At 55.8% G+C, this 16016-nt stretch carries 16 protein-coding genes; 10 read left to right on the plus strand and 6 right to left on the minus strand.

Annotated elements, in window-relative coordinates:
- Together ACERIT_RS14540 and ACERIT_RS14545 are read right to left on the minus strand one after the other, a co-directional pair.
- Positions 1–545: TATA-box-binding protein (locus ACERIT_RS14540; protein WP_373675584.1), on the minus strand; the 545-nt coding region annotated here is incomplete at its 3' end.
- A 78-nt stretch (positions 546–623) separates the two neighbouring features.
- On the minus strand, positions 624–791 hold the full coding sequence (locus tag ACERIT_RS14545) for a DUF1931 domain-containing protein (RefSeq protein ID WP_373675585.1): 168 nt from the start codon (positions 789–791) through the stop codon (positions 624–626).
- Between the two features lie 128 nt (positions 792–919).
- Between ACERIT_RS14545 and ACERIT_RS14550 the strand changes: the two genes are divergently transcribed.
- Both ACERIT_RS14550 and ACERIT_RS14555 read left to right on the plus strand, forming a co-directional pair.
- Entirely contained in the window at positions 920–1213 is a 294-nt protein-coding gene (locus ACERIT_RS14550) for a PadR family transcriptional regulator (RefSeq protein WP_089768627.1), read from the plus strand.
- A gap of 68 nt (positions 1214–1281) precedes the next feature.
- Positions 1282–2184, plus strand: a complete 903-nt coding sequence (locus ACERIT_RS14555; RefSeq protein ID WP_373675586.1) for a hypothetical protein — start codon at positions 1282–1284, stop codon at positions 2182–2184.
- 195 nt (positions 2185–2379) lie between these two features.
- On the opposite strand, the gene ACERIT_RS14560 is transcribed toward ACERIT_RS14555, so the two are convergent.
- Positions 2380–3540: a restriction endonuclease gene (locus tag ACERIT_RS14560; RefSeq protein WP_373675587.1), complete on the minus strand. Its 1161-nt coding sequence runs from the start codon at positions 3538–3540 to the stop codon at positions 2380–2382.
- A gap of 637 nt (positions 3541–4177) precedes the next feature.
- Between ACERIT_RS14560 and ACERIT_RS14565 the strand changes: the two genes are divergently transcribed.
- On the plus strand, positions 4178–4978 hold the full coding sequence (locus ACERIT_RS14565) for a ParA family protein (protein ID WP_373675588.1): 801 nt from the start codon (positions 4178–4180) through the stop codon (positions 4976–4978).
- Positions 4975–5547 (plus strand): hypothetical protein, encoded by a 573-nt coding sequence (locus ACERIT_RS14570; RefSeq protein WP_373675589.1) that lies wholly within the window; start codon positions 4975–4977, stop codon positions 5545–5547. The genes ACERIT_RS14565 and ACERIT_RS14570 overlap by 4 nt, the downstream gene beginning before the upstream one ends.
- 86 nt (positions 5548–5633) lie before the next feature.
- Here the strand turns inward: ACERIT_RS14570 and ACERIT_RS14575 are convergent, their stop codons facing one another.
- Positions 5634–6917: a tyrosine-type recombinase/integrase gene (locus tag ACERIT_RS14575; protein WP_373675590.1), complete on the minus strand. Its 1284-nt coding sequence runs from the start codon at positions 6915–6917 to the stop codon at positions 5634–5636.
- Positions 6918–7346: 429 nt separating this feature from the next.
- Here ACERIT_RS14575 and ACERIT_RS14580 point away from each other — a divergent pair, with 429 nt between their 5' ends.
- Entirely contained in the window at positions 7347–9101 is a 1755-nt protein-coding gene (locus ACERIT_RS14580; RefSeq protein WP_373675591.1) for an ISNCY family transposase, read from the plus strand.
- A 299-nt stretch (positions 9102–9400) separates the two neighbouring features.
- Here ACERIT_RS14580 and ACERIT_RS14585 read toward each other — a convergent pair whose 3' ends face one another.
- Together ACERIT_RS14585 and ACERIT_RS14590 are read right to left on the minus strand one after the other, a co-directional pair.
- The gene (locus tag ACERIT_RS14585) at positions 9401–10360 is read right to left on the minus strand and encodes an alpha/beta fold hydrolase (RefSeq protein ID WP_373675592.1); all 960 of its coding nucleotides are present in this window, start codon (positions 10358–10360) and stop codon (positions 9401–9403) included.
- 142 nt (positions 10361–10502) lie between these two features.
- Positions 10503–11159 (minus strand): helix-turn-helix domain-containing protein, encoded by a 657-nt coding sequence (locus ACERIT_RS14590; protein WP_373675593.1) that lies wholly within the window; start codon positions 11157–11159, stop codon positions 10503–10505.
- A 114-nt stretch (positions 11160–11273) separates the two neighbouring features.
- Between ACERIT_RS14590 and ACERIT_RS14595 the strand changes: the two genes are divergently transcribed.
- The 5 genes from ACERIT_RS14595 (at position 11274) to ACERIT_RS14615 (ending at position 15780) form a co-directional block, all read left to right on the plus strand.
- A complete protein-coding gene (locus ACERIT_RS14595; protein ID WP_373675594.1) occupies positions 11274–12914 on the plus strand; it encodes an NADH-quinone oxidoreductase subunit C in 1641 nt (546 codons plus the stop codon).
- Between the two features lie 2 nt (positions 12915–12916).
- A complete protein-coding gene (locus tag ACERIT_RS14600) occupies positions 12917–13210 on the plus strand; it encodes a hypothetical protein (RefSeq protein WP_373675595.1) in 294 nt (97 codons plus the stop codon).
- Positions 13211–13223: 13 nt separating this feature from the next.
- Positions 13224–13904: a class I SAM-dependent methyltransferase gene (locus ACERIT_RS14605; RefSeq protein WP_373675596.1), complete on the plus strand. Its 681-nt coding sequence runs from the start codon at positions 13224–13226 to the stop codon at positions 13902–13904.
- Positions 13901–14221, plus strand: a complete 321-nt coding sequence (locus ACERIT_RS14610; protein ID WP_373675597.1) for a hypothetical protein — start codon at positions 13901–13903, stop codon at positions 14219–14221. Before ACERIT_RS14605 ends, ACERIT_RS14610 begins: the two co-directional genes overlap by 4 nt.
- Before the next feature lie 104 nt (positions 14222–14325).
- Positions 14326–15780 (plus strand): amidohydrolase family protein, encoded by a 1455-nt coding sequence (locus ACERIT_RS14615; RefSeq protein ID WP_373675598.1) that lies wholly within the window; start codon positions 14326–14328, stop codon positions 15778–15780.
- Positions 15781–16016: the final 236 nt, after the last annotated feature.

A 16016-nucleotide genomic window follows, 5' to 3' on the forward strand; every position in this document is an offset into this window, starting at 1 on the left:
AGATCGTTGAGCCGATCTTCGATGTTTACGAGGGCTTTTTCAGCGTCATCGAGTTGTGTTCCACCAGTGATGACGAGTTTCCCACTTCCAAAGAGGAGTGCGACCACGTCCGGGTCATTGAGTCGGTAGACAAGCCCGGGGAACTGTTCAGGTTCGTATTCGACGCTTTCGAGGCCCAGACCGATCGCGATCGCATTCAAATTGAGTGTGTGGTCGAGATCCCCACTCGAGACAATATTCTGAATTTCAATCTTCGGCGATGCTGCGACATCGACCCCCAACTCGCGGAGTTCGTCGAAGACGTGCTTAAGCGCAGTCGTCACGTCATCAACGCTGTTCGCTCCCGTACAGACGACTTTTCCCGAGCGGAAGATGAGTGCTGCGGCTTTTGGATCGTGCATCCGATACACGAGTCCCGGGAAGTTATCGGGGTCGTAGTCGGTCGCTCCTAAATCCCCAGAGAGCGTTTCGAGGTCGAGTTCTTGACCGATATCGGACGAGGCAACGACGTTCTCGACTTGAATTGACTCGGTTGTCATACTCATAGAGATATCTACCAGTCACGAGTGTCTTAAAAACAGGTGGGTGAATTCGAGCAATGGGGGTAGTACTTTCCGACCGAGCTAGAGGTCGCGGGGCTGGACAGTTTTCCGATCGTTTCCCTCGGCACGCCGGGCTGCATCTTCGAGTACTTCAGTTACTTCGTCGTCCAGTGCTTCGTAGAAATCCGCCGAGACGTTGTGGTCGTTGAGCGCTTCTTTCACGGCCGATTTGACGATCAGGTCTGTCATACGCAGCGGTATTTCTCCCGTCCTCTGTATAAACATACAGGTATCTGATTCGGCGCTTGCAGAGGTTTTACCGCCATCTGCAGGACAACAGACGTATGGGATAGCACTTCGTATCAGGGAGCGGGACGATGCACGACCTGACCGGATTCCAACGGGACCTCCTGTACGTGATTGCTGGCCTTGATGAGCCCCACGGCCTCGCCATCAAGGAGGAACTCGAAGACTACTACGAGAAAGAGATCCATCACGGCCGACTCTACCCGAATCTCGACACGCTTGTTGAGAAGGGACTCGTCGAGAAAGGTGAAAAAGACCGGCGAACGAACGTCTATACGCTCACGCGTCGTGGCCGTCGTGAAATTGAGGCTCGACGCGAGTGGGAGTACCAGTACGTCGAACCCGCAGAGTCCGCTCCTGCATAGATACGCTTAAACAGTCAATCCAACCTATCGAACGAAGTTCACTCCCTTCCACCATTATATCCATTCAGATGGACGACGAGACGTTCTTCGAACAGCTACGGTCAATCTGTTCAGATGCTGTTGAGTCGTACCGGAAGGAGTACCCGGACGCACCACCCCTAACCGAGTCACTCCTACAGAGTTCCGATGATCCTCTCGCAAGCGAGGCTGACCTTCACGAACGCTTCGATGAACTCACGCGATTTTACGACGATCTTCTCGATGTCGATTCCACACCGTACCGCGAGATGTGGCGTGAACATCTTGTGTACGACTGTTCGCGTAGGGAGCGTCTCGCACTCCTCACGAGCGATCTGCCGGCCTCATTGACGCTCGTGTTCATCGGCGGGCGATATTCCGCGCGGACGGGCAGAATCGGCGTGAGCCCCGGGCAGCTCCCCGAGACGACGGCGTACACGTATTTAGCGGCGGAGTTGTGCCACGCGTATCAGCACCAGTTCGACTCAACAACGTGGAAACACCCGTACCTGCAGGAAGGTTTCGAGCAGGCAGTGTCAGTCCGTACGCAAGCACATTTCGCCACTGAGCTACAGTACGACTTCTTGACTCATCTCGCGGAGAGACAGCATACGAAGACACTCTTAGAGGGCGTCCTTGCCCACGGAACGCGTCGAGGCGGGATCACACCGACGGCCGTTCGTGAACTCGGTGTTACCGACGAGGAGCTGGCTGCGCTTCGATCTCACCGTTTGTGGCGGCCTCTCGGATATCTTCGTCCGCGGTACTTGTGGAGTGATGTTGCATTCCTCCCCGAATACGCCCTTTTCGGCTCATTGCTCCTTGTGAGTGAGGCAGCGGACATCTCGGCTCCCTATGCCCGGGCGTTCCACGGCAACCACCCGTGGACATCAGTTATCGACGAAATCACTGCCTCAACACCCGGCTGGTTCTGGCGTCTCTATCATCAATAACAACCATCCTGACGCACGAAGGCGAGTCTTCAGCTAGCTTATCGACCTGTTCAAGGTCCTACTCCTAGGGATCAGCGGCTGTCCTCAATAGGTTTCATCGTGGCGTAATTCCGATGGGGACCATGGCGTGACTGATCGAGAAACCAATTACAGGAGAGCAATTATGCTCGACTCGCTCTGTTACTGTGGATACTGTTATCGGTATGGATTCCACTCGTAGACAGTTTCACCATCATCTGTCTCGGAGGCTTGATAATTGACGGAGTGGTCCCAGCCACCATGTCGCCAGAGCTGATCGAACGTCTTCCGCATCACATCCGGGACATCGACATCTGGATTGTCGATTTGGACGCGATTCAACCGTATCTCGTCCTTGGTGAAAGGTCGCACATTGCTGGGTGGTCGGTTTGATCCACTTGGTCGGGAAAGTGTGTACCCCTCGGCACCCAGTATGCTGACGTACACATAGTAGGGCGGGTAGATGTCTGCTTCGTCAAACGTCCCGAGAGCAGTGTGGACGAAGTTCGCTATGAGTCGATCAATAGACGTCCGGAGTTGGGGGTTGTCGCTGGGATACAGAGCTGTGAAGATACCTTCAGTCCACCCGTCCCGATGGATAGCAGTGTATCGCTCCCTCTCGGTGCCATCATGGAAGCGTCGATTATTTTCGGTGATCTTCACCTTCGGTCGTGTTACAGCGTATGCATCACGTTTTTCGAACTGAGGTGGGTGGGGGAGGTCGCCTGCATACCGGTCGTGATGGTCGTCAACGGCTTCCTGAGGAATGACATGGACGACAACCAAGGCAGGGTCCTCGACAATTGTCCCATCGGGAGCTTGTCGGCGCTTCACACGATCCAGCAAATCCTCATAGAGATCATCTACTTCTGACTCAATGTCTACGAACGGTCGATTGGGGTCGACACGGAGGTGTTCCCGGATCAGATCGTTGTTCTCACGATCGCCCACCAAGCTGTTCCGGATTTTCGAGAAGTCCCAAACCGTCGTGGGGATTCCCCATTCCTCGTGGAGCTCCTCTTCAACCCGATCCCGTTTGGTTGTACTGGGGTCTTGTGTTGTGGCGAAAATGTAGAAGTCAAAGTCACGATCGAAGTTCTCAACAGCTGTTTCGATGTCGTCGTGGGCTTTCCCGACCCAATTGTCTTTCTGCACAGAGCAATGAAGGATCCCGTCTCGGTCACCATCTAGGAGGAAGGCGTCGCGACCGCCATCGGGACCGCTTGTCCCCGTTGGATCCACTGTGTACCCTTCCCGCTCCAATAAATCATGCATCAACCGCTCAAACCGGTCACTGCCTAGTGCTTGAAGAGCGACCTCAATTCGGCTGTTCGACATAGTTGTGTATCCTCTTTGTTTTGGTTAGTTGTATAGACTTCTTTGAGGATATCGACTTGAACGCTGTTTCCGAGCTGAAGACGCCGTTATATCCATTTGTAGGGCCATGGATCTACGGTATTCCCCTGCTGTAGCAGCTCTTCTCGTTCAGTCATACGTGGATGCTAACTCGGGGTGCACCTATTTGTTCGATCGGTAGAAATTTCCAATCAATTGGAATTGCTAACCCGACTACTATTCACACACCCCATTCTTCCCTCCTCAGATACATCAGATATCGCAGTCACCACAGAGCCGTCACGTTGGGAACATCAGCAATCTCAGATATGGCAGATATATCAGTATGGGAAGTCGGCCACCATTGAGCTATCTATCTCATTTTCAGACACCTCAGATATATCAGTTATCTCAGTTACACTACTTACGGACCAGCTATCAGTTATCTCAGATACCGTAGTGAGATGGCGTGTTTACGGGAATAGTGTTAGATGCGTCAGATGTCTCAGATACACCAGCTAGGTTTCTCCCGAGAACTTCTCAACCTGTCTTATCCCTCGATCAGTCTTCTCAGATACGTCAGATACAGCAGGTACGTCTGACAAACAATTATATCAGACGCCTCAGATACATAGGTCATATGACGCAGATAATCGCCATCTCAAATCAAGCAGGTGGGGTCGGAAAAACCACTACCACTATCAACCTCGGTGGTGCGCTCGCGAACCAAGGCCACGATGTCCTCCTCATCGATGCCGACCCGCAGGGAACCCTCACCGAAGGCACGGGCTTCCGTGACCTCTACGATCAGAAGATCCCATCTCTCCACCAAGTGATGGTCGAACCAACACGCACTGAGGAGATCAATGAGATTATCGAGCGTCACGACGAATTCGACGTCATTCCGTCCAACAAAGCAATGGACGGGCTCAAAGATATGCTCGTCACTCAGGTCGCAAACAGCGAAATGCGACTCAAAATTGCCGTCGACGAGCTTGACCACGACTATGATTTCATCCTCATTGACTGCCCGCCTGATCTCAGCCAAATCCTTGATAATGCCCTCCTCACCGCCGAACAAGTCCTCATTCCCGTCGAGCCAACCCGACGTTCCATCCGTGCGATCGAGAAGATGAACGAGGAGATTGCCTACCTCTCAAACAGTTTCCCAGGGCAAATCGACACCATCGATATCCTCGGGATTGTCATTAACGCCGTCGAGAGCGTCCAGAACAACGATACTAAGCAGATGATCGAGTTCTTCAATGACGCTCCATATGACGTCTTTCAGGTGCCTGAGCGCGTTGCCATCCGGCGTGCTTGGAACAACGGCGTTTCCATCTTCCTCCACGACGACGACGCGAAGACCGAGGACGCACGCGAAGCCTACACCGAGATCGCGAAAATGCTCGAACGTCACACTACGGGGGTGGAAGCATGAGCAGTAACGACGGCGACGATGACCTCGAGGAGCGGAAAAGCGACGTTTGGAGTATGGACGAAGTTCGAGGCGGCGGTACAGAGACGAAAGACACAGAAGATGCCTCAGATACAGCCGACGAAGAATCGGCATCCACTACGTCCGACACCGCAGAACCCGCAGATATCTCAGATGCCTCAGAAACGGGAGACACCTCAGATATATCTGGTGACGAACCCGCGTCCACTACGTCCGATAGCGGTAGCGACGAAGACACAGCAGATACGTCAGATACACCAGACACGTCAGATGAGATCGACGACACCGCTGTTGAAGCCGACGGAGAGACCGTCCGGCGGATGGCACTCGACGCAGACGCGAAGGGCCTTGTTGTTCGCGACCTTCACAACGTGAACGTCTACCTCTACGAGAGCGTCTATCAGGAGATGCGTGTGAAGTACAAGGAACTCGATACCGAGTATTTCGCCGCACACGGTGAAGATCTCTCGAAGAACAAGGACTTCTTCAACGCCGTCTTTCGGGCTGGGCTTCAGAGCCCTCAGCTGAAAGAAGAACTCGAGATCGACTGACTGCTCTCGTCGGATTTATTCCCCAAAAATCGAGAGAAGGAGCTCGTATTCCTCTGTTTCAGGTCTTAGCGTATCCGAACCCTACGTCACTGGACACCGGGTTCTTCTCCGAATAAGCCCTCAAGATCCTCTCGGATCTCCTCACGGCGATGCCGACGCTTCTCCGCTTCTGAGAGGTAGTTATCCAACACGACCTCCGCTGACTTCGACCCCTGCTCCTCAGCGACATCTGCAAACCGCTCGGCCACACGACGCACCGCCTCTCCGTACGCCGTGTACCAATATCGTCGCCCCATCTTTGGCGTTGGGACCTCCCCATCGACAGTCACTCCAGCGCGTTCTGCGAGGTTCTTGAATCGACGTCGAACCGTCGACGTCGATAGGTGCCCGCTCTCCGCAGATGAAGACGGGAACACAGCGCCCATCCAGTCGTCGCCCGCCTCCTCAACGACGGTGTCGATCCGTGCGGTTGCATCTTCAACACCCGTGAGGAGTGCGACCGTCCCGGGTCCGTTCTTCCGCTCACTCCCGAATTCGATGTACGGCCCAGCCTCCGTGTCGTCTTCTGGTGGGTCGAGAACTAGCTGATCAACGCGTAGCGACGCAACCTCGCTCGGTCGAAGCCCCCATCCGCAGACCCCAATCACGATGAGACGGTCGACCGGATCGGTGGCTGTCTGATAGAGTGTTCGTATCTGATCAGCCTCAAGAGCCTGATTGTCCCACTCAGGCGTCGAATCCCACCCAAAGCGACGTTCCAGCTGGTCGGTCGGGTTGTGACGTGCGCCTTTGAACGTCACCTGATAGGTGTAGAACTGCCGAACCTCCTGGACGTACTTCCGTCGCGACGCGTGCGTTGTCAGCGTATCCTCGCGGCGACGTAGAACGTCGAACGTATCCGCGACGCGATCCATCTCGTCGGCCCGCGCAGCGTCGTCGTGTAGCGGTCTGAGCAGATCATCGGTGGCATTGACGTCCTTGTATGTCCGGACGTACAGACGGAGCGCAGAGCGGCGTGTGGCGACCGTCGACTCCGCCCGTCCCTGCCGATCGCGCAGCTCGACGAGGTAGTCCTCGAGGGCTGCACGCGTCTCTTCGTCGTCGACGAAGTCAAACGGTCGCTCCTCCGGCTTGGACTCAACCGGAACGTCGATCTTCTCGTAGAAGTCACCCGGTGAGAGGTCGAATCGCCGCGAGAGATGTTTGATGAACCCTGGAAAGTGCGATTCGAGCCACGAATAGGTGGGGGTTTCGTGGTCAGGAGCGAGTCCCTCGGCGCGCATCTGTGGCGTGATCTCGTCGTGGTAGAAGGCCTCGGCGTCCTCGAGGTCCATCGTGCTGTAGCGTGGAGTGTCGGTCGTTTCGGTCATAGTGTTCGTGTAGTCGTCGCGGTCGGTGAGAGACTCGAGTGTGAGCGTGAGTGAAATCGCCAGCAGGAGCGGACGTACTCCGTGCGGTAGCGATTCTAAGTCTGGTGGTTTCGGTGGATAGAGTGTTTTGTTCGATTTATTTATAGGTTGTCCTCTACTGTTTTCCACACGAGAAAACGGTAACCGGACAAAAACTCCCAAAATAATACACGGCAGGAATAAATCGTATGTCGCTATATCTAAATCCAGACGGCCAAAGTCACGTTTTCGGGATCTCGATAGCTACAAACCACTAGCTCCATGATATATTGGGCAGGTTTTCTGCGCTGGTGCAGTGTTACACTCAATTTACTGCGTGGGTAGAATCGGTCGTTGTCGTGACTAATGTGACACACTGATAGCTCTCGCCGTCACGTCCCCCGGATTGCAATGGAAACAGAAACCACCCCGACGGTGGATGACGACGCCCCCGCCCTGGCGGGGGCGATCGTCCAGCATGCCGGAGCGGTCTGTGAGACTGCTGATCACCTCTGGCGGGTCCTCGGTCGCGTCTCGATCCCAACGGACGGTCTGACCGACGCCCGCCAGCAGGCGCAAGTCGCCAACGGCACTGAACCGATGGCGCGTGTCTACCTCTATCAGACGATCTACGACCTCGCCCAGAGCGAGGTCGCAGATCGATTGGAGGAACGTCCAGCACTCCTAAAAGAGCTAGACTTGGAGACGATACCGTCCCAACAAACCATTTCCTACGCGTGGGAGCAGTTCAGCGAGCAGACCACACTGACGCTAGACGCCGCAGCGACGGGTATCGCACGGGAGGCCGTTGACCATGGCGTTATCATGGAAGCACGCGTGCCGATCGTTTCCGACCAAGACGACAGTGACGAGGATGGGGACGAACCGACAGCAATGCGCGACCACGTCCGTGAACACGGCAGCAAGGTCGTCGAACTCGCCAGGCGGCACGCCTTCGGCGAGTTCGACTCCCACAGAGCCGCCAACAGAGTCTACGAGGACGAACAGATCCTCGATCTGTTCGCCTCGGCCTGTCTCACGCAAGGCAGTGCGCATTCAGAGGGGGAAGCTGGGTGGTTTCTCGACGAGAACGATGTCTGTGACGACTCGACGTTCCTGCGAGTGATCAAGCAGTTCGCAATGCCGGCTGATCAAGAGGTGCCCGTTTCACTCCAAGAGCTACAGATTGAAGACATCGTGGCGTTCACAGAGGTGTTCCGCGAGTCCCTCATGGACGCGTTCGATACAGCAACCGAGAACATCCTCCAGACGATCCGCTACGAAGATCCATTCGACGACCGCCACGTCGTGGCGGCCGTCGATTTCACGCACGTTCCGTACCACGTCTGGCCGTGGATCGATAAGGACGAAGAGATTCCGAAGGCGGCGTATCCACCGATGGTCAGCGGGTACATGGACGACGGTGAATTGAAGCACGGCTACACGTTCGCGACGATCACGATCGTCGGGAACGACGTCCCGATCATCCTGGGGATCGAGGGCGTCAAGGAACACTCCGAGTGGGAACCAGCCGACGCCCCAGCTGACTCGAAAGCAGACGTCGTTGGGCGTCTGCTTTCGAGAGCCCAGCAGTACGTCGATCTCGACGAAGTGCTGCTGGATCGTGGCTTCTACACGAGGCATGTTCGGGCCGAGATCGACGGTCGTGGCTTGCTGTACACGATGCCAGTGCCGAAGTACGAGCCAGATTACCGGGCGATCAAGCAGATCAAGAGCAAAGAGGGGGTTGACGCCGCTGTCAATCACGATGTCCCCGTCGGGATCGACGGCGACGTCGATCACACCGCCGAGTACCTGTACGTGCCAGCGACCAGTGACGACGCTGAAGGGAACTACGCCGTGTTCGTCACGAATCGCGATCACGTCGGTCCCGACGAGATCGTGCACGTGACGAATAGCTACAGCCGTCGCTGGGACATCGAAAACCAGTACAAGTCGGTGCAGTCGTACCTGCCAAAGACCTCCTCAAGGGATTACCGCATTCGGTTGTTCAACTTCACGTTCGCGGCGTTGTTGTACAACCTCTGGCGACTCACCGACTTTCTGGTGAAAGTCGGCATGGACCGTGAGATCCGATCGCCACCGGTCGTGACCGCCAGGACGTTCGTCCGGGCGGTCGGCCGCTCGCTCCGAGAGGGTGGCTAATCACGGGCAGTCATTCCTCGCGCTCGCCTGCGGCAAGCCGCAGGACTCGCGTGCTGACCGTGTTATCGGCTGTTGTCCCCCGCCCGAACTGTCTTGTTCCACCAGCTAGAGATTGACACATACAACGTCCTCCTCTATTGCTCAGATTCTGCCTCATTCGACCGATATTCGTTTGTAGCGCCTCTACATCCCGAAAACGTGCAAAGTTGAGGCTGGTCGTTTCAATGCATACGGTTCTCAAATTGCTTTGTAATCGAGAACGACTTCGCCAACAGAGCGATTGTCGCTCCCGTCGGAGACTAATAGTGCGGTTTCACCGACTCGGTTGATTCGAGTCTGTTGTTCCCCGTGAGATGACGGACTAGCGCATCAGTAACCTCTTCACGCTCATGGTGTACCCAATGTGATGCGTCAGGAAACATCTCTAACTGACCGTCTTCACAGTAGTCAAGGCTTTTTTCCGCCATCGAGGGGCGAAGTGCGATGTCATCTTCTCCCCAACAAATCAGCATCGGCTGGGTAACGGTGTCGCGTGATGAGCGTTCCGACCGACGGAATCCACGGTACCAGTTAATCCTCGGCTCAATGCCTGAATGCTGCCAAGCCGCTTTGTAGCGGTTAATCGTTTCTTCGTCGAATGTTCCTTCGTTCGAAGTTATTTCAAGCGAGTCTACCATATTGGCCATATCGTTCCGACGCAGCATCCACTCGGGGAGTTTCGGTACCTGATAGAACCAGACGTACCAGCTCCGGACGATTTGTTCGAGGCTAGACCGTAAGGTCTCTCGATACACCGTTGGGTGTGGTACGTTTAGAATTGAAAGATGGTCAACGACAGATGGATGGCGGAGTGCCACGTTCCAAGCGACGAACCCGCCGAAATCGTGTCCGACTACGTGGGCCGAGTCGCGTCCCTCGCTGTGGATCAATTCGCGCACGTCAGCGACTAATTTCGATTGTCGATAGGCATCAACCTCATCAGGTGCGTCGCTCAGATTACAGCCTCGCTGATCCGGAACAACCACACGAAAGCCGGTCTCAACGAGCGGACGGATCTGATCACGCCAGCCGTACCAGAAATCGGGATGTCCGTGCAGAAGGACAACTAGAGGTGCGTCGGAATCACCGGCAGTGACGACGTGTAACTGTACGCCGTTGATGTTACGATAGGTCGATTCGACATCGTGCCCACTGAGCAACGATGCATCAGTCTTTGTAACCGCCTCTGTGGTTATGGCTCTGGGTTTCGTCGTCGACATCGTGTTCCCGTGGAGGGAAATACGCGACAAAGCTGAATACGAGGACTGCCGCATCGGTGTGGCTGCTTATATATCCCGAAGCTTCTGCCTACTGTACGGTGGGAATCTCACCGACGCTACGATTAGTGAGAGAAGACCAAAATTAGTGAACGAGCTCGCTGAACACGCGTTCTTCAGCTTTCCGAAGGTGCTCACCGACTGTTCCGGGAGAAATCCCGACAATCTCGCTGATGTCTTCGAGTGACGCTTGGCGGGGTTCACGATAATATCCTAGATCAACTGCTGTCTCAAGCACTTCTTCCTGCCTCGGTGTAATCATCCTATTGAGCGATGATTTGTCGGAATCATAATCACCCATCTCAAGGACTTCGAACGTGAGTTGATCCATCTCCTCGGCGTATTCGTATAATTGACTGAACGTTTCGTCAGTTCCCAGGTAAGTGATTTTAAGATGATTATCGGACGTGAAGTGAATCGGGGTCTCGATAACCAGCAGTGATTCCTGTTGCAACTTAAGCGACTGGCGAACCGATTCTGTCGGTTCGAATTGGCTCACAGCCATCCACCGATCTTTGCCCGCGGTGAGGTAACTGATGACATAAGACGAGTCCTCCATAATCTGTTTGTACCGCTCCTTACTGCCGCTTGCCTCGGCAAACAGGAGGACAGTCTCATCATCAAGAAGCTCAAGATGATGGATAGCCCGCCGCCTGATCGACGGGTCATCCGTCAGTTCCTCTCCGAGTGGATGGAATGCCGCCCCTCCATCTGGTTTGACTAACGTAGTGAGGTATCGCATAGCGTCAACCAAAACTGCGCGCAGTAAAATACCTCGGTGATCGAGGTTTAAATCACACCACTGGTGAGGCAGCGTGGCTACGGAACTATACTGAGAACTGACAGCCGAAGGACGATGCAACAGCAACAGTCCTCGACCGCCAACCGACTCGTGGACGAGGCGGTCACAGCCCTCCCCGACGATGTCATCGTCAGCTGTGACTCACACCAGAACGCCCCCGCGCTCGTGATTCGAGCCGATCACGTCCAGAAGGCACTCTCGACGCTTCGCTCGGAAGTCGGATTTGACCACTGCTCGTGTGTAACCGCCCAAGAGTACGACGACCGCTTCGAGACAGTGTATCATCTTACCAGCTACGATGACCGGACGCGTGAGTTATCGGTCATCGTTCCGACGACGAAGGACAACCCGATCAGCGAGTCAGCTGCACCTGTCTACCGGACAGCGGAGTGGCACGAACGGGAGGCCTACGACCTCGTGGGTATCGAGTACGAAGACCATCCCGATCTCCGGCGCATTCTGCTCCCGCAGACGTGGCAAGGACACCCGCTCCAGAACGACTACGATCAGACCCAGTCGCAGATCGTGACGCTGCGCGAGCACGCCAACCCTCTTCAAGATGATACTCAGCAGGGAGACACGATGTTCCTCAACATCGGGCCCCACCATCCGTCGACCCACGGCGTGCTTCACCTTGAGGTGGTTCTCGACGGCGAACAGGTGGCCGATGTCGAGCCGGATATCGGGTATATTCATCGGTGTGAGGAACAGATGTGCCAGCAGGGAACCTACCGCCACCAGATTATGCCGTACCCCGACCGATGGGATTGGGGTGGGGCGGGCCTGCTCAACGAGTGGGCCTACGCCCGCGTCATCGAGGACCTAGCCGGTATCGAAGTCCCCGAGTATGCGCAGGTCATCCGGACGATGAGCGCCGAGCTGTCACGCATCCTCTCGCACTTGCTATTCACTGCGATGTATGCATTAGACGTCAGTGGCGAGTTCAACGCTACCTTCATGTACGGTTTCCGGGACCGGGAAATCGTTCAGGACTTCTTAGAGGATCTCACCGGCCAACGGATGATGTTCAACTACTTCCGGGTCGGCGGCGTCGTCTGGGACATCCCCGAACCCCGCGAGGAGTTCTTTGATAATGTGCGCTCTTTCATTGACGATCTTCCGCAGAAGCTCGACGAGTATCACGACCTGCTGACGAGCAATGAAGTCCTCCAGGTCCGTTGTGTCGACACCGGTAAGTTACTGCCGGAGGTTGCAAAGCAATACGGTTGCACGGGCCCGGTCGCTCGCGGCTCCGGCATCGACTACGATCTCAGACGAGACGACTCTTACGGCTACTACGACCGGCTAGAGTGGGACGTCGTCACTGAGGACGGGTGTGACAACTTTGCTCGCGTACTCGTCCGGCTGCGGGAGATCGAAGAATCGGCGTCCATCGTCGAACAGTGCGTCGACCTTCTCGAAGACTGGCCAAGAGAAGAACGTACGTGTCAAGCTAACGTTCCGCGGACACTGAAGCCGTCCGGCGAGTGCTACAGAGCCGTTGAGGGAGCCAAGGGGGAGCTCGGTATCTACATCCGCGCCGACGGCACCGAAACTCCCGCACGGTTCAAGATTCGCGGGCCGTCGTTCTCGAACCTGTCGGCGCTTCCACCGATGGCGAACGGCGAGTTCGTTGCTGACCTTGTTGCGACTCTCGGGAGTCTCGACACCATCATGGGGGAGGTGGACCGGTGACCATGACTGCCTCGATACTGTTGGGGACCGACGCCCACCAACAGGTGACCTGCATTGCCTGCGGCGAGACAGTCGCCCGCGAGGACGCCCGTGAGTACGACAAATGCGGTGACCGCTGGAGCCGCGAAGGAAAGGAGTTCGAGTACCTCTGTAAGCCCTGTTACCAGGATTGCTGTCACCAGAACCGGGACGGGCTGGAGGAAACCCTTATGGCGGCCAACGCCGGCCGAACCGACCGCAAAACGTTCCTCAGACAGTACTGCGAACTGACAGCCGACAACACTAATCCCAGTTGAGAAATTGAAATAGATGACTTCCAATCACCAACCTCACCGAAACGATACCGACCCCGCATCGAACCGACCGATGTCGGTCTCGGAGATAGAGGAATCGTACGCCGAGTACGCCGACCGAATGCATCGGTTTGAATGGCTCGACCGTCTCTTCATCGGCCGCTACCGGCAAGCACAATTCGGCGACGTTGACGGAAAAGTATTAGATGTCGCATGCGGTATCGGTACGAACTTCCGGTATCTGCCCGAGACAGTCGAGATCGTCGGGATCGACATCAGCCCGGAGATGCTGGCAAACGCTGAGAAGCGCCTCACCAAGTTAGGCATGGAAGGAACCCTTCGAGAGATGAACGCACAGGATCTGGAATTCCCCGACAACAGTTTCGATACAGTAATCTCCGCGCTGTCTACGTGCACGTTCCCCGACCCGATTGCTGCACTACGGGAAATGAACCGAGTCTGCAAGCCGGACGGGACGATCCACCTCGTCGAACACGGCCGGAGTGACGTGGGGGCGATTGCTCGATTTCAAGATTGGCGTGCCGATGCTCACTATGCGCAGAGCGGCTGCCGCTGGACGCAAGAACCACGCGAAGTTGTCGAATCGGCAGGACTCTCAGTCAAGGAAACGACAACGGGACTGTTCGGTGTGATCACTACCTTCGAGATAACTCCTGACCAAGGTGTCGAACAATGATCGAGTTCTCCTCTGGCGCGTTGCCATGGCTCGCCGCCGGAATCCTCCTACTGATCCTAGGTGTCCTGATCAAGTTCCGCGGGTGGCTGTTTCTCCTCGCAGGCTACGACGAATCTTCTTCCGTCCCAGACAACGTGGTACAGGACATAGCAGGGAACACCGTTCTCCGCGTCAGTATCGCCGCTCTCGTGGTCGGCGTCCTCATATCCGTGATGAACCCCCCGTCGTATCTCGACGTCCTAGTTGGAATCGTGATTGTACTGGACATGCTACGAATGATCTACCGATTGAACACGTGGTCACCACAGGCAGCCTAACACGATGGTGATAACTTCCCGACGGCCGGATGGATATGCTGTTCGCGCACCGTGGCGTCATCCCCCCGAATTGCTTTCCCGGTTTGACTCCTGCTCATCGCATAATGACTGATCTGCTGATCCACGACGCAATCGTCGTCACGGTAAACTCAGAGAATCAAATTCTCCAAAACGGCACCATTCGGGTGGCCGACGGAGCCATTTCGGCCGTCGAAACAACTGAGCCTGGAGACCGGGACTCGACTGCGGAGCACGTGATCGATGCTAGCGGCAAGGTCGTGATTCCCGGGCTTATTGACGCCCACCGCCACACCGATTTCACGCTCGTCCAAGGCTTGTTCAGCGACCTCGACGCCACTGAACTACTCAAAGAAGCTTTCGCGTTGTACCACACCGCTGAACCGACCTTTGGCGAATCGTTCTTCGACGCCGCGTGGCAACTCGCCTGCCTGCGTCAACTCACGCACGGCGTCACGACCGTCAACGCGATGGATTTCACGCCAGAGCTCGGAGCAGAAGCCATCGGCGAGAGCGGATTACGTGGTATGATCGGGCCGGAACTCGCAGATTTTCTTGACCCCGCGTCCGCTGATGAGCAACTCGTAGAGGCCCGGCGATTCATCGAAACGTGTCACGATACCTACGACGGGCGAGTCACCGCGAGTATCGCACCGGGTGGTGAAGCGGGTTGTTCGCGGGAACTCTGGGAAGGTGTAGCTGAACTTCGGGCCGACTATCCCGACTTGCGGCTCCATACTCACCTGTACGACTCCGCTGAAGCAAATACGATGGCGGCGGGCAGTGGTGCTGACGACCCGCTGGACTTGCTTGACCAGTTCGATCTCCTCGATGAGCGAACGCTGCTAACCCATTTGCTTCACGCGGATCGGGACGATGCACGACGGATCGCTGATGCCGGCGCGCACGTGCTTCACTGTCCAACCGTGTACAGTTACTTCCAAGCTGGGAGACAAACCTGGTTCCCGCTCCCGGCGCTCCAAGAGTTCGACACGAACGTCGTCATCGGCCTTGACGATCCGTTCTGGTTCGACTCCTGGGATCTCATTCAGGAAGCCAAACACGCCCGGTTACTAGCGAACTTCGAGTATGGAGCACAGCAATGGTCCTCGTACGACCTCCTCAAAATGCTCACCATCAAGGCCGCACGCGCACTCGGCCTCGACGACCAGATCGGGAGTCTCGAACCGGGAAAGCGTGCCGACCTCGTCGTCATCGACGTAGATACCCCGCGCCACCAACCGTACAGCAATCTCCCCTCAGTACTGATGAACACCGTCACCGCAGGCGACGTGGAGACAGTCGTCGTCAACGGTGAGATTCTGATGGAGGAACGGTCAGTCGAATCAATGGATGTCGAGAAGGTTCGCGCAGCCGCAACGCGGGAGCGAGAACGCCTCCAGACGCGTACCGGCTGGGAGACCTCCCTCGCCGGCAGTACGCCGCCAGACAACTCGATACTTCGACGCATCTCTGCACGACCCCTGCTGCGAGCGGTAACACAGTACGGCCGCGGCTTTCTCAACCAACACATTCGGTGATCAGAACTGTGACCAACTGCTCACCACGACCAGCTGACTTGGATTCTAAATGAAGAGCATCGGATCAACCGTCAGGGAGTGTTTTGGTGTCTCCCACTATAGCACAGTATCGAGCTATGTGGCTCTGTAGAATCCCCATTAGTTAGCCAGTATCTGTAGTAGAATAGCCGTTAGGTAGACCTGCGTATTGCTCGGACAGAAATCGAATGTTTTGACAGCTATTATAGAAAGTGCGA

Source organism: Halopenitus sp. H-Gu1 (genome assembly GCF_041821145.1).
GTDB lineage: Archaea > Halobacteriota > Halobacteria > Halobacteriales > Haloferacaceae > Halopenitus.

What these genes read in the sequence shown, in the direction of transcription:
- ACERIT_RS14545 (WP_373675585.1), bottom strand. Translation starts at nt 791, where the DNA reads ATGACAGACCTGATCGTCAAATCGGCCGTGAAAGAAGCGCTCAACGAC.
- ACERIT_RS14550 (WP_089768627.1), top strand. Translation starts at nt 920, where the DNA reads ATGCACGACCTGACCGGATTCCAACGGGACCTCCTGTACGTGATTGCT.
- ACERIT_RS14555 (WP_373675586.1), top strand. Translation starts at nt 1,282, where the DNA reads ATGGACGACGAGACGTTCTTCGAACAGCTACGGTCAATCTGTTCAGAT.
- ACERIT_RS14560 (WP_373675587.1), bottom strand. Translation starts at nt 3,540, where the DNA reads ATGTCGAACAGCCGAATTGAGGTCGCTCTTCAAGCACTAGGCAGTGAC.
- ACERIT_RS14565 (WP_373675588.1), top strand. Translation starts at nt 4,178, where the DNA reads ATGACGCAGATAATCGCCATCTCAAATCAAGCAGGTGGGGTCGGAAAA.
- ACERIT_RS14570 (WP_373675589.1), top strand. Translation starts at nt 4,975, where the DNA reads ATGAGCAGTAACGACGGCGACGATGACCTCGAGGAGCGGAAAAGCGAC.
- ACERIT_RS14575 (WP_373675590.1), bottom strand. Translation starts at nt 6,917, where the DNA reads ATGACCGAAACGACCGACACTCCACGCTACAGCACGATGGACCTCGAG.
- ACERIT_RS14580 (WP_373675591.1), top strand. Translation starts at nt 7,347, where the DNA reads ATGGAAACAGAAACCACCCCGACGGTGGATGACGACGCCCCCGCCCTG.
- ACERIT_RS14585 (WP_373675592.1), bottom strand. Translation starts at nt 10,360, where the DNA reads ATGTCGACGACGAAACCCAGAGCCATAACCACAGAGGCGGTTACAAAG.
- ACERIT_RS14590 (WP_373675593.1), bottom strand. Translation starts at nt 11,159, where the DNA reads ATGCGATACCTCACTACGTTAGTCAAACCAGATGGAGGGGCGGCATTC.
- ACERIT_RS14595 (WP_373675594.1), top strand. Translation starts at nt 11,274, where the DNA reads ATGCAACAGCAACAGTCCTCGACCGCCAACCGACTCGTGGACGAGGCG.
- ACERIT_RS14600 (WP_373675595.1), top strand. Translation starts at nt 12,917, where the DNA reads ATGACTGCCTCGATACTGTTGGGGACCGACGCCCACCAACAGGTGACC.
- ACERIT_RS14605 (WP_373675596.1), top strand. Translation starts at nt 13,224, where the DNA reads ATGACTTCCAATCACCAACCTCACCGAAACGATACCGACCCCGCATCG.
- ACERIT_RS14610 (WP_373675597.1), top strand. Translation starts at nt 13,901, where the DNA reads ATGATCGAGTTCTCCTCTGGCGCGTTGCCATGGCTCGCCGCCGGAATC.
- ACERIT_RS14615 (WP_373675598.1), top strand. Translation starts at nt 14,326, where the DNA reads ATGACTGATCTGCTGATCCACGACGCAATCGTCGTCACGGTAAACTCA.